We start from the raw sequence: 19,903 nt of genomic DNA on the forward strand, positions 1-19,903 counted from the left end.
CGTACCCGCTTTTGCAGGCTGCCGATCATATCCCGGTGTATAATTGACCGCAAAAGCCGGTACGCAGGATATCCGCGGCCATGATCGCGGCCAGCAAAAATACCGGCATGAAAACGCGTCCCGGCCTCTTTTCCTTTTTTATGGCTCTTTATCCGCGGATTCCCGGCCGAAAATAAGCTTTTCAAATTCCGCCGTGGAAACCGGTTTGGAGAATACAAAGCCCTGCACCATATCGCAGTGTGCTTTCCTTAAAAATTCCACCTGCCCGATGTGTTCCACGCCTTCCGCCACCGTTCCCATCCCAAGCTTTTTCGAGAGATCGATCACGCCCTCGACGACACGTTTTCCCCGTTCGCTGATCTCTCCGCGGAAGAAGGCGCGGTCCAGCTTCAGTACATCAACCGGGACATCCTTAAGCATATTCAGCGAAGAATATCCGCTGCCAAAATCATCCAGCGAACAAGTAAACCCGATCTGGTGAATTTGATCGATGATGCTAATTAACGCTTCTATGTTTTCAAATACCAACGTTTCTGTCAGTTCAATTTCCAACAAGTCCGCCGGAATATTATATTTCTCCCATACCCTGCGGAACCGTTCCATAAAGTCCGGGTGCTTCAGGTGCGCGCGGGAAAGGTTTACCGAAACAGGCACTGGCTTTTCGCCGCTGTCTATCCATCGGCGGAGCATCCGGCATATCTCTTCAAACACATAGAAATCCAGCTCCACAATGTATCCGTTGCGTTCGAGCACGGGAATAAATTCACCGGGAAAAACCATGCCTTTTTCCGGGTCATCCCAGCGCACGAGGGCCTCCGCGCCCGCAATGGAGTCGTGCTCAAGTTCGTACTTAGGCTGCAAATAGACAACAAATTCACGGTTTTTAAGAGCCTGTTCCATTTTGTCGGAAATTTCTTTTTCCCGTACCATGCGGAGCCGCTCCAGATCGGAATAAAAAACCCGCGAAACAAACCTTCCGCTGCTGTCCTTGTTGCCCTTCCGCGCCACATTGGCGCGGTCCTGGATTACGATCATGTTAAGCGCCGGATCGTCCACGATATAAACGCCCTGCATGACGGGCAGAATATATTTGTTCTCCCCTGTCAGGTTGAAACTGTTGATTTCTTCCGCAATATGGTCGAGCCGCAATCCGAGCTCTTTAGGCGAGGTGTTTTTCAGCAGCAGGCTGAATGTATCCCCCGAAATCCGCGCGGACAGCTCGTTATGACCCGTCTCGCGTTCCAGCACCTTGGCAATATACCGCAGGGTGCGGTCTCCCTTTTCACTGCCGAACGAATCGTTGATCAATTTAAATTTTTGGATGTCCAGCGAAATCATTGCGTAGGTATCCGGCGCAGCGCCGCGGATCAGTTCCTCCGCTTCCAGTTCAAACTTCAGCCTGCTCGCGCCCCCCGTTACCGGATCGACAAACGCAATATGTTCGAGCCGTTCATTGCTCCTGCGATACGTGTAGTAGAGCAGGAACAGCACGACAATAAAAAGCGCCACCATTACGCAGGAAATGGTAATTGAAAGGGTAATGGCCATTTGGGTCTGCGCGCCGGCGACTGCCGTAGGTACGACGGAGAATAAATACCATTCGGGAACCGCGAGGGAAATATAAATAACCGCGCGGTCTCCTCCATCAGTATAGCTTGCAAAGCGGAATGTTCCGCTTTTATCTTCCGAAATTTTTTCCCGGATCTCCGCGATGGTTCCTCCCTGCTCAAGTGTACCGTTCTCTTCAATCATGGTAAAATAATTATCGTAGCCGCGGATCGCGTTCTTATTTTCGGACCGTACAATATAGTTCCCGTCATAATCGACAATTTGCGAGAAACCCTCGCCTCCGAAGCTTTCCACGCTGAGGATATTTTCAAGGGTTTCGATAGAGCTTGTCCCCGCGAGCACACCCGCAACCTCTCCGCCCGGCCCATAAACCGGGACCGAATAAAAGACCGAGTTCTTTCCGTCTACCGCGACAAATACATTGGATACGTTCTCTTCTCCCCGCAAGGCTTTTCCAATTCCCTCATTTTGCGTATCGATCTGTGTGCCGTCGCTTGTATAGCCGTTTCCCTCGGGATCAATAAACGTAATGCGGGAGAATCCGTTTTCTTCGCTCACCACCTTTAAATAATCCCGCATCTCTTCCTCATCATCAAACAAGTGAAGCGAACGCGCGGTGGTACGCAATGTCTGAAAACCGCTTTCCACACGATAGTCGATCATGGAAGCGGCATGCCTCGATATTTCCCCCAGGTAGCGGTCTGTTTCTTCTTCCATGGAATTCTTCAGCGATGTAACGTAATAAATATTCAGGCATACGACAACTGCCGCAATGGCGAGCAGCCCTGCAATCAGGCTTTTCAGGTTTTTCAGGTGGATCAAGCGGTCAATGCCCATGGTATGGCCCTTCCTTGTACGAAATTTTGCGTTTTCCACAAAAACAATATATTTCAAGTGAAATATGGTATTGATTCTATTGTACCGCTTTCACCATTCAGATTCAACCAAAGACCCTGCTTCCACGTTCGTTTTAACGGTCTCCGCAAAAAAGCCGTATCGGGCAAGCCCGATACGGCCAAATCCAGCAGACCGATATTACGCTTTGTCTGCAATTTCCGCCATGGCCATGAAAATATGTTTTTCCGGAACGGGCTTTTTTTCAAACGAGAAGGAGACTTCCTTGCCCTGGTGCGCAAGCGCAAGCATAAAACAGCAAAGGGCAATACCCGTATCAATCTGATTCAGCTTATCAAGCATCAGAGATTTCTTCCGGCTGACCACCACTTGCTCCGCGTTGCCGCTGAAAAACCACGGCTGTTTGTTCATTGCGGACGGAGCGAGGCGCACCGCCTCGAGCACGTGGTAAAGATCCGTCACAGTTGAAATTTCGTTGAGGCTTTTGCGGTTGAACTGTTCCGCGCCCTCGCGGTGCATGGGCTGCGCGGGCGTACCAAAGCACAGTGTGGCCACCCATTCCGTTCCCGCCGGAGGCGCGGCCTTGCCTTTGTCTGGCTTCGTCATCCCCAGCCAGCACGCGCCGATATTATTTGCAGAGAGATAGAGGTCAACCTGCTCCATCATGAAACCGGCGTTCATGCGCCAGCCGTCTTTTTTCTCGGAATACAGGCACACGGCGTGCGGCGCGTTTGTCTTGATCTCCCCGGGCAGCATCAATTTAAATTCCGTATGGATTCCGGGTATGAGCGGTTTGACCGCGGCCATAAATTCGGCCAGGCCTGAGATGGCCTGATCCGTAAGCGGCGCACTGTCATATTTGCGCACCGACCGCCTGTGAAAAATAGCGCCGTACAAAATTTCGTTATCCATCCTGTTTCCCCTTTTATTTGATGTGTAATAGAGTGCGTTTCACATTTCCCTTGATGATATCGGAAAGCTTGTGCCGCGCGTGCGCAATGATGACCGTCGTGCCGCTTCTAAGCGGGCCTTTAGCAAACTGGAGCTTTGCTTTGGCGCCGTTTGCCCCCTGCCGGGACGCGCCATTGCAGTTTTCCATCATTTCGTCGATCTTTTGTTCCACTTCCTCATAGGTATCGCCCACAACTTCCTCGATCAGCGTGGAAGGATCCCCTGCGTCGGCATAAATACCATCCACACTTGTGAGCAGCACAAGGATACGCGCATTCACAAGCCGGGCGATCACGGCGGCCGTTTCGTCGTTATCCACACACTCCACAACATGATCTGTTTTACGTTTCAGGTCGCGGAGCTCAAGGTGCATATTCTCCGTATCGGAAACCGCGTCGTTATAGTTCACAATCGGGATGGCGTTCTGGTTGGCAGCGGAAAAGAGCAGGTTGCGGATGTGGTTCACCTTGCGCTCATCGTTGAAATGGCTATGCTCCACCAGCACCTGCCGCACCGAATATTTAGGATTCACAAACTGGCGGTACATTTCCATCAGGATTGGCTGCCCCTGCGCGGAATAGGCCGTTTTGATCGCAGCGAGGTTCCCTTTGAGCTCACGCCCGCCGTTGCGTTTCATGTAATCGATACGCCCGATTTCCGTCGCGCCCGATGAAACGAGGATATATCCCGGTTTCAGGCTGGCGGCGAGCCTTGAAAAAATATTGTAATCGATGTCGTTGTCTTCTTTGCGGATGAGCGCCATGGAACCGATCTTCACGACTACGTCAAAATTAATCAGTTCCGTATCGTCCGGGTTCACCGGGAAATTGGAGAAACTCCCCCGCAGCTTCTGTTCTGCCATGTTTTCCTGTCCTTTACAATAAAAATCAAATCAAATTAAATATACAACATTTCTGTGATAAGTACAATAGCGGCCTTGCGCGGCCCGCGGGCCTTGCAGTACAATAAAGGGCGGATATCCATGCAGCGAAAGGAGGACAGGATGTATTCCATTACAAATGTCGGCGGCGCGCCCGGAGGCGAAGCATTTTTGCTGGTAACGGGCGGTAAAACCGCATTGATTGATTCAGGATTCAGCTACAGCGCCGGGCGTATGGCCGCCAATATCAAAGATGTTTTGCAGGGCCGGCCGCTCGATTATGTGCTGCTTACCCATTCGCATTACGACCATGCCTCGGGCAGCGCATATATGCAGGATGCATGGCCGGGCGTAAAAGTCGCGGGCAGCGCATATGCAAAAAAAATCCTCGAAAAGCCGTCCGCACGCGCAGTGATGCGGGAGATGAACGACAATGCCGCCCGGCTTGCGGGCGTGGATACATATGAAGACCGGACTGACCGGCTTCATATCGATATCACCGTATCCGACGGCGATATGATTGACCTCGGCCCTATGAAGCTGCAGGCGATCGCCGCACCCGGGCACACAAAATGCTGTACCGCCTTCTGGTGCGAAGAAGAAAAGCTGCTGCTTTCGTGCGAAACATTGGGCGTAGACGCGGGAAACGGGGTGGTAATGCCCTGCTATATGGTGGGCTACGGTCTTGCGATGCAATCCGTGGAAAAGCTTGCCGCGTTGGGCGCGGAAAAAATCCTTACGCCGCACGGTAGCCTGCTCGAAGGGCGGACGTGTGCAGAATTTATTAAAAACGCCGTTTATTGGAACAAAGAATTCATGCGCCGGGCCGCCGCAGGCGTGCGAAGTGGGAAAGGCGAAGCGGAACTCGCCTGTGAATTCAAGGAATTATTCTATACGCCCTTTATGGCTGAGCTTCAGCCCGAAAAGGCATTCGACCTGAACCTTAGTTATACGGTCCCCATGCTGATGAAGGAGATTCGGGGGAACTAAAAAGCGGTATCTTTCCATAAAAATATGCCGCGTGCAGGCAAAGGCCGCCGCAGGATAAAAAGCGCAGAGATCCTTTTGTACAAATGAAAAAGGAATCTGCACAAAAGATATAGGGGCCGGGTTGCCGGGCCACGCTTTGTTCCCTCCAATCATTCGTTTGACATCCTGGCGCTTACTGCCGCGGGTATTGCGGTTCCCAATCCAGCTTGCTTTTTAGCCGTGACTGCATGGTCTTTTACGCGCCGTATGGAAGTTACAAACCCGTTGCAGACCAAAAACAGGCATGTGCGCGGGCACATGCCTGTTTTTTGCTTCTGCTGCCTTTTCTTACCTGGACAACTTTTTTCATTTTCCTATGCAGGGTCCGCGCTTTCGCATTATTCCACAACCACGCCCGAGCGTACCAGTTTCACGCCATTTTGCAGGCAATCGCCTACCGGACAGCGGCTTTCGATAAAGTCCGCAAACTTTTCCGCCTCTTCCTGGCCCGCATCCGTCTTCATGTGCATCTTGAACCGGATTTCCTGGAACCCGTTGCGTACGGGCGCTTTGCCCTGGAATCCATCCGGGTCGAGGTCTCCTTCCAGCTCCACAAAAAAATCATCGAGCCGAATCCCCTGCGAACGCGCAAACGCCGCTGCGCAAATCGCCTGGCACGCGCCCAGCGCGCACAGCACATCTTCCACCGGATTCAGGCTCACATCCGTACCGCCGAGATTCTTGGGCTCGTCCATCAGAACCTTGAACCCGCGCGACTCCGTTTCCACCTGCAGGCCGTCCGGCAGCTTCTTTGCCGTCGCCTTGAATGTCGTCAACATCGTAAATCCCCTTCTTTCTTTTCAAATGACCCATGAGCGAACTATCCTTCTCTACCCTATTGATAATCTAAACTGAAAAGATTGAAACAGGATTCACCCAAAAAATCCGGGGTATGTGCGCATCCCTGCACACGGATATGCCGGGCCTGCCCGTGCACGCGCCGTATCCTTTCATATACTGGAAAACAGCTTTGAGGATTATCGCCGTTTCTTTGCGGCGCAAGGCCTTTCATGACATCATCACAAAATTCGTTCCCAGCGAGCAACGGATGATGCCCAGGGCGCATCATCCGTTTGCGGGATGCGCGCGCTTTTTCTCTGCGCATTTGGTTTCTATCCAAGCCCGCCGCAGGCCCGCGCAATCCTTTGAAGCGTAACCACCATCTTAACTCTCAAATCATTTCATCATATCTCATCGTCCATGCTACGAAAACATCAAAAAGAAACCCGGAGCAACTGCCCCGGGCCTCTTTTCCAAACCTTGTTTGCGTTTATTTTCCAAGTACTTCTTTCGCTTTGTTCACGACAGCTTCCGTTGTAAAGCCAAATTTTTCAAACAACACACCCGCAGGAGCGGAAGCGCCGAAATGATCGACGGTCACATAGCCGCCGTCGAGACCGACATATTTCGCCCAGCCGAAGGACGTACCCGCTTCTACTGCAACCCTTGCGCGGACCGCGTTCGGGAGTACGCTCTCTTTGTAGGCGGCATCCTGTTCTTCGAACAGGTCCATGCACGGCATAGAAACCACGCGCGCGCTGACGCCGTCTTTTTTGAGTTCTTCCGCAGCGTTCATGCACAGTTCCACTTCGCTGCCCGTACCGATCAGGATTACATCCGGCGTTTCGCCTCCGTCTTTTAAGATATAGGCGCCGCGGAGCGCTCCTTCGCCCGTCTCTTTCAAAAGGGGCAGATTCTGGCGGGAGAGCGCAACTGCCGCGGGAGCATTTTTCGTCATCGCCGCCTTGTAGGCCGCAGCCGTTTCGTGCCCGTCCGCAGGACGCCACATATATACGCCCGGCGTCGCACGCAGCGCCGCGAGATGCTCGATCGGCTCGTGCGTCGCGCCGTCTTCGCCTACGCCGATGGAATCGTGCGACAGCACGTATGTTACCGGCAGCTTCATCAGCGCGGACATACGGATCGCGCTCTTCATATAATCGCTGAACACGAGGAAGGTCGCGCAATAGGGGCGGATTCCGCCGTGCAGCATCATGCCGTTGCAGATTGCCGCCATCGCAAATTCACGGATGCCAAAGTGTACGTTCGTGCCTTTGCGGTCCTGCGGTGAGAACCATGCGCGTTCCTTCATGGTGGACTTATTGGCCGGGCCAAGGTCCGCACTGCCGCCCATGAGGTTCGGCACCTTCGCGGCGAGCCTGTTTAAGATAACGTTGGACGTATCCCGCGTTGCCATCGGTTTATCTTCAAAGTTCCAATATGCGTCATCAAATATATCTTCCGGAACGGGCGCATAGTATGCCTTATACTGCTCTGCAAGCTGCGGGTATTCCGCCGCATATTTCGAGAACAGCTCGTTCCACTGCGCTTCCTCTGCGGAATAGACTTCCTGCAGTTCCGCGATATGCTTCTTCACTTCTTCCGGAACAACGAAGGCTTCTTCATATTCCCAGCCGAGATTCTTTTTCATCGCGTCGATATTGTCCTGCCCGAGCGGCGAACCATGGCTCGATTCGCTTCCCTGCTTGGCCGGGCAGCCGTAAGCAATAGACGTCTTAACGATAATCAGCGACGGTTTCTCCTTTTCTGCCTTGGCTTCCTCGATTGCGGCGGCGATGGCTTTCATGTCTTCGTTGCCGTCCTCTACCTCGAGCACCTGCCAGCCATAGGCTTTATAGCGCTTTTTCACATCTTCGTCAAACGCGCAGTCGATGTTGCCCTCGATGGTGATATCGTTCTTATCATACAGCACGATCAGTTTGCCGAGCTTCTGCGTGCCCGCAAACGAACTTGCCTCGCCGGAAACGCCTTCCTGCAGGCAGCCGTCGCCCGTTAAAGCATAGGTATAGTGGTCTACTACATTATAGCCCGGCTGGTTGAATTCCGCCGCGAGGTGCGCTTCCGCCATCGCAAAGCCAACCGCCATTGCGATGCCCTGTCCGAGCGGGCCGGAAGTCGCTTCTACACCGTCCGTAAGGCCGTATTCCGGATGGCCCGGCGTTACGGATTCCCACTGGCGGAAATTTTTGATGTCTTCCATCGATACTTTGTATCCGAACATATGAAGCAGGGAATACAGCAGCATGGACGCATGCCCCGCGCTGAGGATAAACCGGTCGCGGTTTTTCCACTGCGGATTTTTCGGATTATGTTTTAAGAACTTGGACCACAGCGTATACGCCATGGGTGCGGAGCCGAGCGGAAGGCCCGGGTGGCCGCTGTTTGCTTTTTGGATCGCCTCGGCCGAAAGTACGCGAATGGTATTGACGGCAAGCTTATCAATTTTACTCATATTGGTTGAAATCCTCCTGTGAAATTTTTACAATGAAAGTCAAACCTCAAAAACACTTTCATTATATCGGATTCACAGCCCTATTTCAACCAAAAAAACTGGTCTATTCTTTCTTTGAATGTTATAAATTAACATATTTTGTGCTTATTTGTTCAAAACAGCCCCGCATGTTCATGCGGGGCTGTTTCAATTACTTTATTTTGATTTCTCCATGGTTTTGTTCAAATTCGGCAATATGCCTTTTGATAAGCTGGATGATTTCCATATTTGCGGAACGGCCTTCATAATCAGCAACATAGTGAAGCTGTTCAAGTAAATTTCTTGGCAAACGTAGTGTATAGGTGGCCATACCTGCTTTGGCTGGCTTTTGATTAACCCGCATAAGCGGTTTTACATTCATGCTTCGTTTCCTTCCTTCAACTGAATGATGATTGCATCCATTCTGTTTGCATTATAACTGTATTTCACATCCATTTGGCTAAAACGAATGCAAATATCATTTATAATGAATTCATTAAGGAGGTTATTCCACATGAAAATCCTGGTTTTCACGGAAGAAGATATCGAACTGATCGATTACAACAAAGTCAAATCGCTGATTACGCCCGGGGACGCGCTCAAGACCGCCGACCGTGCTGTGACGATCTGCACGCGCGGCAACCCGCTCGTACAGCAGGTGCGGGAAGCCTGCACGCAGGAGGACAGGCCCTACAACGTGTTTATTATCCAGCGGTAGGTTTTGCCGCACAAAAAGAGCTGCCCCGGGTTAAAGCCCCGGGACAGCCCTCTGCAAATTTTCATTTCTGCTATTTTGCTTTTTTCAGCTCTTCGATATCGGCAAGGGGGTTCCTGGATAAGGGTATGCTTTACCGCTTCTATCTTCCGCCCAGGCGTCACGATTCGGCGGGCTGTCTTTTCGCCGATCTTGCTTTCAATCAATTCAAATTTGAGGTTCATTTCTTCACGCAGAATTCCGCTCTCCCCGCGCGGGGAATCCATATCCTTTTGGGGTTCCTCAAACTTTAAATCCATCTTCCGGCTGATCCCCATAGCCGCTTCCATGACATCATTCAGATTCGTTTCCGCCGTTGCAAAGCCCTTCTTTCGCTTTTCGGATAATGCAGCACGATGGGAAACAAATATCCGCTTTAAACCATGTGTGCCTTACACCTTTTTTACGCCCAGCATGACTTTTTCTCCGTTGATGCTCCATTCCTTTTCATAGCCCTTTGTGACGCCGTACTGCACGCCCCGCGCGAGAACCTCGCTCAAAATCTGGTCTTCATTATTTTCCATGACCGCCGTGATTTTATCGTTGCCCTTTGCGTAAAGCTCAATCTTATCCGTCACCTCGAAGCCCGCTTCCTTGCGCATTGTCTGCACTTTGGAAATGATCTCGCGCACGTTGCCTTCTTCGATCAGTTCGGGCGTTAGCGTCGTATCGATAATCACCGCGAAATCCCCGCCCGTTTCGGCCACAAATCCCTCGCGCTGCGCGGGTTCAACCAGAATATCCTCTTCCATGAGGGAAACGGGGGTTCCGTCCACTTCAAATTCGTAGGCCGCCCCGCCGCGAACCGTGCCGACCACGGCCATGCCATCCGCCTGCGCGAGATGCGTACGGATTCCATTCAGGAGTTTGCCGTATTTCGGCCCCAGCGTGCGCATTTGCGGCTTCAGGTTATAGGTAATATATTCCGCCGCGGCCGCGCCGAGCTCTACTTCCTTTACGTTCAACTCCCCGCGGATCACGGCGAGGAAGGTTTCGTCCAAGTGGTCGATGCCGCTGACAAAGATTTTCGCAACCGGCTGGCGGTTTTTGATATTCGCCGTATTGCGGCAGGCGCGCCCGAGGTTGACTACGCTTTGCACCGCGTCCATATCGCGTTCAAGCTGCGCATCGATCAGTTCCGCGTCTGCTTTGGGCCACTTGCAAAGATGCACGGACAGCGGCGCGTCCTTGTCATTTGTGCGCACGAGGTTCTGGTAAATCGTTTCCGTCATGAAGGGCGTAAACGGCGCAAGCAGGCGCGTGAGCGTCTCGAGCACCGTATACAGCGTCATAAACGCATCAATTTTATCCTGCTCCATGCCGCCGCCCCAGAAACGGTCGCGCGAGCGGCGCACATACCAGTTGGAAAGCTCGTCCACAAACTTATTCAGTTCCCTCGACGGCTCTACAATGCGGTAATTGTCGAGGTCATCCGTCACGGTTTTTACCAACGAATTCAGGCGGGACAGCACCCATTTGTCCATGATGTTCGCAGGCTTCAGTTCGTATTTCGTCGGGTCGAAGCTGTCGATATCCGCATACAGGATATAAAACGCATAGGTATTCCACAGCGTGCCCATGAATTTGCGCTGCATTTCGCTTACCGCCTCGTCATAAAAACGCGAAGGCAGCCACGGCGCGCTCGCCGAATAGAAATACCACCGCACCGCGTCCGCACCCTGCTTATCGAGCACACTCCACGGATCGACGACGTTGCCTTTGTGCTTGCTCATCTTCTGGCCGTCTTTATCCTGCACATGGCCGAGCACAATGCAGTTTTCAAAGGGCGCTTTATCAAAGATCAGCGTGCCGATGGCGAGCAGCGTATAGAACCATCCGCGCGTCTGGTCCACAGCCTCGCTGATAAAATTCGCCGGGAAATGGCTCTCGAATTCCTCTTTATTCTCAAAAGGATAATGCCACTGCGCGAAAGGCATGGAGCCGCTGTCGTACCAGCAGTCGATGACCTCGGGCACGCGGCGCATGCTGCCCCCGCATTCCGGACATTTGAGTGTGAGCGGGTCGAGGAACGGCTTGTGCAGTTCGATATCTTCCGGGACATCCGCCTCCGCCATTTCGCGCAGTTCGGCCCGCGAGCCGACCACATGCACATGGCCGCAGCCGCACGTCCATACCGGAAGCGGGGTGCCCCAATAGCGCTCGCGCGAGATGCCCCAATCGATGACGTTTTCAAGGAAGTTGCCCATGCGTCCGTCACGGATATTTTCGGGCAGCCAGTTTACGCCGGCATTATTCTTTAAGAGATTATCCCTCAGCTCCGTCATTTTGATGAACCATGTGGAACGCGCGTAGTAGATGAGGGGCGTATCGCACCGCCAGCAGAACGGATAGCTGTGCTCGTACGGCATTTCCGCAAAGAGCAGGCCGCGTTCCTTTAAGTCTTCGATAATAAGTTTATCCGCCTTTTTCACAAATACGCCCGGCCACGCGGTTTCCTCCGACATCGTGCCGTCCGGTTTCACGAGCTGCACGAACGGGAGACCGTATTTGCGGCCGACATTCGCGTCGTCTTCGCCGAACGCGGGCGCGATGTGGACGATGCCGCTGCCGTCCGTTAAAGTGACATACGTATCGCATACGATATACCACGCTTTTTTATCCGGATGGACGAAATCGAAGAGCGGCTCGTATTCCTTGAATTCAAGCTCTTTTCCCATAAACTTTCGGACAATGTGCGCATCCTCCCCGAGAAGGGTTTCACACAGCGCCTTGGCAAGGTAATATTGGTCGCCGTTCTTATCCTGCGCGAGCACATATTCCTCGTCCGGATTTACGCACAGGCCCACATTCGACGGCAACGTCCATGGGGTCGTCGTCCACGCGAGGAAATATGCGTCCTCGCCCTTCACTTTGAAACGCACGAAGATGGACGTTTCCTTCACGTCTTTATAGCCCTGCGCGACTTCGTGCGAGGAAAGCGCCGTGCCGCAGCGCGGGCAGTAGGGTACAATTTTGTGGCCTTTATACAGCAGTCCTTTTTTGTGGATCTCTTTCAAGGACCACCACACGGACTCGATATAGTCGTTTTCATAGGTGACGTATGGGTCGTCCATATCCGCCCAATAACCCACGCGGTCGGACATCTTTTCCCACTCGCCCTTATATTTCCATACGGATTCCTTGCATTTCTGGATAAACGGCTCCACGCCGTATTCCTCGATCTGTTCTTTTCCGTCGAGGCCGAGCATCTTTTCCACCTCAAGCTCCACCGGCAGGCCGTGCGTATCCCATCCCGCTTTGCGCAGAACGTTATAGCCCTGCATGGTCTTGTAGCGCGGGATCAGGTCTTTGATGCAGCGCGTCAGGATATGGCCGATGTGCGGCTTGCCGTTTGCCGTCGGCGGGCCGTCGTAAAAAGTAAACTTGGGGCCGTCCCCGTTTTCCTTCATGCTCTGCTCGAATATCTTGTTTTTATGCCAGAAATCAAGCACTTCGAGCTCGCGGTCCCCGAATTTTAAATCCGTTGAAACTTTTTTGTACATTGTTATCCCCCTTCGGTCGATTACAAATTTCCTATGCCGTGGTTTTCCTGCCCGGGCCCGGCCAGCGCATACCGCAGGCCCGCTTTCCCCAGTATTAAAACAAAAAAGCCTTCCCCCCTCATCAGGACGAAAGCTCGCGGTACCACCTGAATTTCCCGGACGGCAAGCCGTGCTTCGGGACACTCTTTTCCGCTGTAACGCGCGGAGCGCGCGGCGCGTGCCATGGACACGTGATAATTTCAGAAAGCGTTGCCGCGGGGCTCCCACCCTCTCCCGCTCGCTTATTGGGCCACTTTCAGAAACGTTTGCCGGTCCCTGCGCCGAAGCATATTTCAGTAACTATCATTATATGGTACGAAACATGCTTTGTAAAGGGTATCTTACCTAAAATCCGGTTGATACAAAGTATTTGGAAGTCTCCTGCCGTAACTTTAATCAAACCGCACGGCACCGCTTGGGCAGACTTTCCGGCACGCGCCGCAGTGCAGGCAGTGCTCCGCTGCGATCCGGTAAGGCACACTGGCGGAGCTGATGCAGCTTTGCGGACAAACGGCAAGGCAGCTTCCGCAACCCGTGCAGGCGTCTATAATATGATAGGAGAGGGCATACGCCGTGCTGCCGGAAAGAGTGAACGCTTCCCGAAACACCGGCTTGCAGGTGAGATCAAAAAACTCCCCCTCTCCTTCATAGATTTGAAAGGCTTCCAGCGCTTTTCTGGTATTGCCGGGATAGATCTCTTTCATATAGGGGTTTTGCTCAAACATTTCGTCGAGCAGAGCCGGATCCGCAATACGCACTTTTCCGCGCAGCGATACGGCTTTCTGATCTTTTACCCCTGTTACGGCAACAAATTGCTGCTCGGTAAGCTGGCGGTAAAATTCCTTTCCCTTTGCTGTGAGGAAATACAGGCTGCTTTCATCACAGAGCATGATATCGATGATGCGTACCTGCGGGCGGCCATCCGCCGCAATTGTCGCAAAGGCCGCCGAGTGGATTTCTTTCTGTAAAAACGCAAGATAATTCATGCTGTTTTCCTCTTTGCTGACGGCCCTGCCAAAACGGGCGCGAGCTTGCGGAACACAGGGAGCGTGATGGCCGAGATCACGATCCCCTTGAGGAAGTTAAACGGGATCACGTTATATAATACAACGTCAAGTTGTGTTTTGATAAATGGAATAAACGTTCCGAACGAGGCTATGACCTGATCGATCGGCATGAACATGCTGAACATAGGCAGCAGGATAAAATAGTTGGTCACCGCCGCAACAACTGCCATAACGGCCGAGCCTACAAGACAGGAGAGCCATGCTTTCCATTTCGCCTTATGATACAACATGCCTGCGGAGAACACAAACGATGCTCCGATGATGAAGTTTGCGAGCTCGCCGATCCCCGCCGTACTGGTACTAAAAAGCTGAAGCAAATTTTTCACCAGCTCTATAATAACGCCCGCGAACGGGTTGATTGCCATAGCTCCGATGAGCGCCGGAAGGTCTGAAATATCCATCATGGCAAAGGGCGGCGAAAGCGGAACATTGAATTCCAAAAATGCCAGCAGATAGGAAACTGCGGCAAGCATAGCCATTCCGGCGATAGAACGTGTTTGCAAGAGAGTATTTTTCTTTTTGACTGCGACTGTGTTCATTGAATCTCCTTCCGAAGATATGGTTGAAATTAAAAAGCCCCGTCCCTTTTTTCGAAAAATAAAAGGGCGAGACTTCCTGCACATATCTTCTTTCATCCAGACTATACTGTCGGCTCCGGAATTGCGCCGGATCTACCGCTTTACGGCTCGTGGGCTATTACCACCGGTGGGGACTTGCACCCCGCCCTGAAGACATTTTATTCAGATGTTCGTGTTATATTTTAGCACCATATTTTTAAAATAGCAAGGAAATACAGGCTTTTTTAGCGGAATTCTCTCCCGCGCCGTCCTTCCGCAAAACGGCTTCTCCCGGCCTTCCAGGAACAGCGGGCTATTTAAACCGTTCCCTCAAATTTTCCGAAGGTTTAACGCGAAAGAAGAGCCGCAGGCCGCACTGCCGCCTGCCCCGCCGCCGATCTGTTTCAGCATATCATCCGTCAGCTCGATCTGTCCCGTTTTTTTGTTTGCCCGTTCCACCATACGGTTCCTCCTGCTCATACTGTGCTATTTTATAGGCTTTCTCATCTTATTGATACGCGGAAAGCAAAAAGCACCCCAATACCTGCCGTCCTCGCGCCAATTCCACCTTGCACAGCGAACTCTTTATTGACTCATATTGCGTTTATAAGCATCAGTATTCCAAATAAAAGGAACCAGACAGAGTAACCGAAAAAAAAGGCCGCCAAGGCAATGTAATACGAATAGGCTTTTTGGAAGCCATAGGCCGCCAAAAATACGTCCGCCGCGAAATAGCCTATTCCTGCCATGAGCATCAAGAGCATATATAATATTTCTATTTCATAAAAAGCGGTATTATATATAGCATATATAGCTTCTATTCCTAAATATCCAATCCCGATACCCAATAATATCCATAAAATAATACGCGGTTTCCGCAAATGGGGATGCTTTTTCAGCGCGGAGCCCATCGCCCCGTTCATCGCCGAAACAATCCCAATGATGATTAAAATAATAAATACAGTCGCTCCCATAACGTCCTCGCCGTCCCGCCCCGGGCTGAAATAAAAAAACCATTTTCTGTTAGATACGGCCGGCGGAAATCAAAATTTTATGATACGCCGTTAGCCCCGCGTCTCTTTTTTCTCTTTTATTCTTCCTGCTTCTTTTCCCTGCCGATGAACCGGCGGTATTCGTGCACTTTTTGTTCGTAGCCCTGCATGGAGGGACGGTAGAACACCCGGTCTTTCATTTCGTCCGGCAGGTATTGCTGCTTTACATAATGCCGCGGGTAATCGTGCGCGTATTTATAGTCTTTCCCTTTTTTTTCATGCTTTGCCTTTTCGAAATTCGCATCCTGCAAATAGGCGGGCACATCCTGCCGCGATGCTTCCCGCGCGGCCTTCGCCGCAGCGTCCACCGCGAGGAGCACGCTGTTGCTTTTGGGCGATTCACACAGATAGATAATGGCCTGCGCGATATTGAGGCGCGCCTCCGGCATGCCGTTAAAATCAAGCGCCTGCATCGCCGCAACGCACTGGTTGAGGACGCTCGGGTTCGCGAGGCCCACGTCTTCCGACGCATGCGCGATCATGCGCCGCACGGGCACGCGCGGGTCTACCCCCGCGTAGATCATGCGCGCAAACCAGAAAAGCGCCGCGTCGCTGTCGCTCCCGCGCAGGGACTTACAGAACGCAGACAGCATATCGTAATATTCGTTGTCGTCCATGCGCACGGCACGCTGCTGGATAGACTGCTCCGCGATCTCGAGAGTAATATGCACCCTGCCCTTTGCGTCCGGCTTTGTGGTGAGCACCGCAAGTTCGAGCGCGTTGAGCGCGCTCCGCACGTCCCCGTTGGAGACGGACGCCCAATGGGCCGCCGCTTCTTCATCAATCGTAAGGTTCATATTGCCAAAGCCGCGGTCCCCGTCTTTTGCCGCGCGGAAGACCGCTTTTTTGATATCCTCTTCGTCAAGCGCATAAAATTCGAACAGGCGGCAGCGGGAAACGATAGCGCCCGTCATTGCGGCCATCGGGTTTTCCGTCGTGGAGCCAATCAGCTTGATGACCCCGCTTTCCATCGCGGGGAGGACGCTGTCCGACTGTGATTTTGACCAGCGGTGGCACTCGTCGAGCAGCAGGAAGCTTTCCCTGCCGTACAACTTCAGGTTGCTTTCCGCCTTGTCGATCACTTCGCGGACGTCCTTGACGCCGCTCGTGACCGCATTGAGTTTATAAAAATCACTGCCCGTCGTATGCGCGACGATCGCCGCAAGCGTGCTTTTTCCGCATCCGGGCGGACCCCAGAAGATGCACGAACCAAGCTTATCCGCCTCGATGGCGCGGCGAAGCAGGGTGTGTTTTCCCACGATATGCTCCTGCCCCAGAAATTCGTCGAGGCTGCGCGGGCGCATCCTGTCCGCGAGCGGGGCGCTTTTTTCCAAATTTCCGGAAAACAAATCCACGGTTTACTCCCTTCGGCCGCTTTGCCGCCGTTTCCTGCCGCGGCGGCCTTTTGCTCCATATCACAGAGCATTTACGGCGGTTTCTTCTTTACTATTTCTATTATATACCATTGCCCGTTCAAATTCAGTGCGTTTCCAAAAATTTTAACCCGCTTGCCTGCAATCCTGAAAAATGAATCCGGTCTCCCGGCAGAAGCTTGGTATTTCTATTGAAAATGCGGCTTTCCCATATTATAATGATATTTGTATATGATATTTGGGACAGAACAGGCTTACTGCACTGTATCCTGTCCTTCAATTTTTAGGAGGTCTTGTAATGGAAGAAAGAGTGTACAACTTTTCGGCCGGCCCGGCGTGCCTGCCTATGGACGTGCTGAAACAGGCGCAGAAAGACTTTATTTCGTATGGCGAGAGCGGTATGAACGTGATGGAAATGAGCCACCGCAGCGCCGAATACCAAAGCATTATCGACACGGCTGGGGCAGACCTGCGCGAGCTGCTGAACATCCCGGACAATTACGACGTGCTGTTTTTGCAGGGCGGCGCATCCATGCAGTTTGCCATGGTTCCTATGAACCTGATGACAAAGCATAAGAAGATCCATGCGGTCAACACGGGCCAGTGGTCGAGGAAGGCGATTGCCGAAGCCAAAAAGTTTGGCGAAGTGAATGTTGTCGCGTCCTCTGAGGACAAGACATTCTCTTATATCCCGAAGCTTTCGGCGGAACTGTTTACGCCGGATGCCGATTATGTACACATTACTTCCAACAACACGATTTACGGAACGAAGTATACGAAGCTTCCCCCGGTGGGGAACCTTCCGCTCGTCTCCGATATGTCCTCCTGCATCCTTTCCGAAGAGATCAACGTGGCGGATTACGGTCTGATTTACGCGGGCGCGCAGAAAAACATCGGCCCCGCGGGCGTAACCATCGTGATCGCGCGCAAGGACCTTGTGGAAAACGCACCGGAAGATATCCCCACGATGCTGCGTTATAAGACGCATGCGGATAATGGCTCCATGTTCAACACGCCCCCTACCTACGCGATCTACATCGCGGGGCTGGTGTTCAAACACCTGAAAAAGCTGGGCGGCGTTTCTGAAATGGAGAAGATCAACCGGGAAAAAGCGGCGATGCTGTATGATTTCCTCGATAATTCGTCCCTCTTCAGCGCAACCGTCTCGGGCGCGGACCGTTCGATGATGAACGTACCTTTTGTGACGGGAGACGCGGAGCTCGATAAGGAATTTGTCGCCGAAGCGAAAAAGGCAGGCCTTGTGAACCTCAAGGGGCACCGCAGCGTGGGCGGCATGCGCGCGAGCATTTATAACGCGATGCCCGAAGACGGCGTGCGCACCCTGATCGCGTTCATGGCGGAGTTTGAAGCAAAACACAGGTAAAAAATCCGGGAGAGGCGCAGCTTCTTCTGAAAGCAAACGCGTCGCAGGGCGCAAAGGGCCCCGGGCGACTCGAATGAGCGAAGCGAATGAGTCGTTTGGGGAAAAGGAGCAGCTGCCCGTAGAGTGAAATTTCCGAAGCGTTAGCGCAGGAAACGAACGAAAAGGGCATGCCGCAGGGCGCAAAGGGCCCCGGGCGACTCGAATGAGCGAAGCGAATGAGTCGTTTGGGGAAAAGGAGCAGCTGCCCGTAGAGTGAAATTTCCGAAGCGTTAGCGCAGGAAACGAACGAAAAGGGCATGCCGCAGGGCGCAAAGGGCCCCGGGCGACTCGAATGAGCGAAGCGAATGAGTCGTTTGGGGAAAAGGAGCAGCTGCCCGTAGAGTGAAATTTCCGAAGCGTTAGCGCAGGAAACGAACGAAAAGGGCATGCTGCGACGTAAGAAAGGAGCAATATTATGCATACAATCAAAAAGCTGAATAAAATATCGCCCGTGATTTACGATTATCTTCCGAAGGAAAACTACAACGTTTCATCCCATCTGGAAGACGACAGCGAAGGGTTCATCGTGCGCAGCGCAGACTGCCACGGCATGGATTTTTCGGAAAATACCGTCGCCATTGCGCGGGCGGGCGCGGGAACGAACAACATCCCGATCGACCAGTGCACGGAAAAGGGTATCGTGGTGTTCAACACGCCCGGCGCGAACGCAAACGGCGTGAAGGAACTGGTGATTGGGGCGATGATCGCGGCTTCGCGCAACCTTCCCGAGGCATACGACTGGGCCAAGACCTTAAAGGGCCAGGACGGCGTTCCAGCGCTGGTGGAAAAGGGTAAGGGCCAGTTTGTGGGCGGCGAGGTCAAAGGCAAGACCCTCGGCGTGATCGGCCTTGGGGCCATCGGCATCATGGTGGCGAACGCGGCTTCGGCCATCGGCATGAACGTCATCGGCTACGACCCGTTCCTGTCAGTGGACAGGGCATGGTCGATCTCCATGTACACGCATAAGGCGGAAAAGCTGGACGAACTGCTTGAAAAAGCGGATTTCATTACCCTGCACATTCCCCAGAACGATAAAACAAAGGGCTTTTTGAGCACACCCGAGTTTTCCAAGATGAAAGATGGCGTGATCGTCCTCAACTTCGCCCGCGGCGGCCTCGTGAAGACGACGTCCCTGTTCGATGCGATGGAGAGCGGCAAGGTAAAGAAATATGTGACGGATTTTCCGGACGACGATATGCTCTGCCACCCGAATGTGCTTGCGATCCCCCATCTTGGCGCTTCTACACCTGAGAGTGAAGAAAACTGTGCGGTGATGGCCGCAAAACAATTGCGCGATTTCTTTGAGACGGGTACGATCGTCAATTCCGTCAATATGCCGGAGTGCATCGTGCCGCCGTCTGATGCGGTACGCGTAACGGTCATCCATAAAAACCTCACAAATATGGTGGGGCAGATTACCAACACCATTGCGAAATACAGCCTTAATATTGCGGATATGGCCAATAAATCCCGCGGGGATATCGCATATACGGTGCTGAATCTCGATCATGAAATTTCGCAGGAAGCAATTGACGAAATCATCTCGATTGACGGCGTCATCAAACTGCGTGTGATCTGAC

At 52.5% G+C, this 19,903-nt stretch carries 17 protein-coding genes and 1 riboswitch; of the genes, 4 read left to right on the forward strand and 13 right to left on the reverse strand.

The genetic code is table 11. The features are described 5' to 3' along the window. Positions 1–138 precede the first annotated feature (138 nt). From H8S18_RS11375 to H8S18_RS11385, 3 genes are all read right to left on the reverse strand, one after another. Positions 139–2,406 carry a bifunctional diguanylate cyclase/phosphodiesterase gene (locus H8S18_RS11375; RefSeq protein WP_186858397.1) on the reverse strand — a complete coding sequence of 756 codons (2,268 nt, stop codon included), beginning with the start codon at positions 2,404–2,406 and terminating at the stop codon, positions 139–141. A gap of 198 nt (positions 2,407–2,604) precedes the next feature. After that, positions 2,605–3,336, reverse strand: a complete 732-nt coding sequence (locus tag H8S18_RS11380) for a nitroreductase family protein (protein WP_186858398.1) — start codon at positions 3,334–3,336, stop codon at positions 2,605–2,607. A gap of 13 nt (positions 3,337–3,349) precedes the next feature. Beyond that, on the reverse strand, positions 3,350–4,237 hold the full coding sequence (locus H8S18_RS11385; protein ID WP_207721753.1) for an amino acid kinase family protein: 888 nt from the start codon (positions 4,235–4,237) through the stop codon (positions 3,350–3,352). A 141-nt stretch (positions 4,238–4,378) separates the two neighbouring features. Here H8S18_RS11385 and H8S18_RS11390 point away from each other — a divergent pair, with 141 nt between their 5' ends. After that, complete coding sequence (locus H8S18_RS11390; RefSeq protein ID WP_186858399.1) at positions 4,379–5,245, forward strand: MBL fold metallo-hydrolase; 867 nt, start codon at positions 4,379–4,381, stop codon at positions 5,243–5,245. Between the two features lie 377 nt (positions 5,246–5,622). On the opposite strand, the gene H8S18_RS11395 is transcribed toward H8S18_RS11390, so the two are convergent. The 3 genes from H8S18_RS11395 to H8S18_RS11405 form a co-directional block, all read right to left on the reverse strand. Next, the gene (locus tag H8S18_RS11395; protein ID WP_186858400.1) at positions 5,623–6,063 is read right to left on the reverse strand and encodes an OsmC family protein; all 441 of its coding nucleotides are present in this window, start codon (positions 6,061–6,063) and stop codon (positions 5,623–5,625) included. A gap of 491 nt (positions 6,064–6,554) precedes the next feature. Then, positions 6,555–8,537: a transketolase gene (gene tkt / locus H8S18_RS11400; RefSeq protein ID WP_186858401.1), complete on the reverse strand. Its 1,983-nt coding sequence runs from the start codon at positions 8,535–8,537 to the stop codon at positions 6,555–6,557. A gap of 190 nt (positions 8,538–8,727) precedes the next feature. Next, a complete protein-coding gene (locus H8S18_RS11405; protein ID WP_243165136.1) occupies positions 8,728–8,937 on the reverse strand; it encodes an Arc family DNA-binding protein in 210 nt (69 codons plus the stop codon). A gap of 132 nt (positions 8,938–9,069) precedes the next feature. Between H8S18_RS11405 and H8S18_RS11410 the strand changes: the two genes are divergently transcribed. Further along, a complete protein-coding gene (locus H8S18_RS11410) occupies positions 9,070–9,273 on the forward strand; it encodes a hypothetical protein (RefSeq protein ID WP_186858402.1) in 204 nt (67 codons plus the stop codon). On the opposite strand, the gene H8S18_RS11415 is transcribed toward H8S18_RS11410, so the two are convergent. The 7 genes from H8S18_RS11415 to H8S18_RS11440 all read right to left on the reverse strand — a co-directional run bounded on the left by H8S18_RS11415 (position 9,246) and on the right by H8S18_RS11440 (position 16,882). Further along, positions 9,246–9,587, reverse strand: coding sequence for a hypothetical protein (locus tag H8S18_RS11415; protein WP_186858403.1), 342 nt, complete (start codon positions 9,585–9,587; stop codon positions 9,246–9,248). The genes H8S18_RS11410 and H8S18_RS11415 overlap by 28 nt on opposite strands. 114 nt (positions 9,588–9,701) lie before the next feature. Beyond that, positions 9,702–12,812 (reverse strand): isoleucine--tRNA ligase, encoded by a 3,111-nt coding sequence (gene ileS, locus H8S18_RS11420; RefSeq protein ID WP_186858404.1) that lies wholly within the window; start codon positions 12,810–12,812, stop codon positions 9,702–9,704. A 431-nt stretch (positions 12,813–13,243) separates the two neighbouring features. Continuing rightward, positions 13,244–13,837, reverse strand: coding sequence for a pyridoxamine 5'-phosphate oxidase family protein (locus H8S18_RS11425; protein ID WP_186858405.1), 594 nt, complete (start codon positions 13,835–13,837; stop codon positions 13,244–13,246). Next, positions 13,834–14,457: an ECF transporter S component gene (locus tag H8S18_RS11430; protein ID WP_243165137.1), complete on the reverse strand. Its 624-nt coding sequence runs from the start codon at positions 14,455–14,457 to the stop codon at positions 13,834–13,836. Before H8S18_RS11430 ends, H8S18_RS11425 begins: the two co-directional genes overlap by 4 nt. 80 nt (positions 14,458–14,537) lie before the next feature. Further along, a riboswitch (FMN riboswitch) is annotated at positions 14,538–14,655 on the reverse strand. Positions 14,656–14,805: 150 nt separating this feature from the next. Continuing rightward, positions 14,806–14,937, reverse strand: coding sequence for a hypothetical protein (locus H8S18_RS14860; protein ID WP_279288465.1), 132 nt, complete (start codon positions 14,935–14,937; stop codon positions 14,806–14,808). Between the two features lie 131 nt (positions 14,938–15,068). Continuing rightward, on the reverse strand, positions 15,069–15,449 hold the full coding sequence (locus H8S18_RS11435) for a hypothetical protein (RefSeq protein ID WP_186858407.1): 381 nt from the start codon (positions 15,447–15,449) through the stop codon (positions 15,069–15,071). A 116-nt stretch (positions 15,450–15,565) separates the two neighbouring features. After that, positions 15,566–16,882, reverse strand: a complete 1,317-nt coding sequence (locus H8S18_RS11440; protein ID WP_330598768.1) for a replication-associated recombination protein A — start codon at positions 16,880–16,882, stop codon at positions 15,566–15,568. 316 nt (positions 16,883–17,198) lie between these two features. On the opposite strand from H8S18_RS11440, the gene serC reads away from it, so the two are divergent. Next, positions 17,199–18,284 (forward strand): 3-phosphoserine/phosphohydroxythreonine transaminase, encoded by a 1,086-nt coding sequence (serC, locus tag H8S18_RS11445; RefSeq protein WP_186858408.1) that lies wholly within the window; start codon positions 17,199–17,201, stop codon positions 18,282–18,284. Positions 18,285–18,738: 454 nt separating this feature from the next. Beyond that, positions 18,739–19,902, forward strand: a complete 1,164-nt coding sequence (locus H8S18_RS11450; protein ID WP_186858409.1) for a phosphoglycerate dehydrogenase — start codon at positions 18,739–18,741, stop codon at positions 19,900–19,902. The last annotated feature ends 1 nt before the right edge of the window (position 19,903 follow it).

The sequence above is a fragment of the Christensenella tenuis genome (genome assembly GCF_014287795.1).
Taxonomy (GTDB): Bacteria; Bacillota; Clostridia; order Christensenellales; family Christensenellaceae; genus Christensenella; species Christensenella tenuis.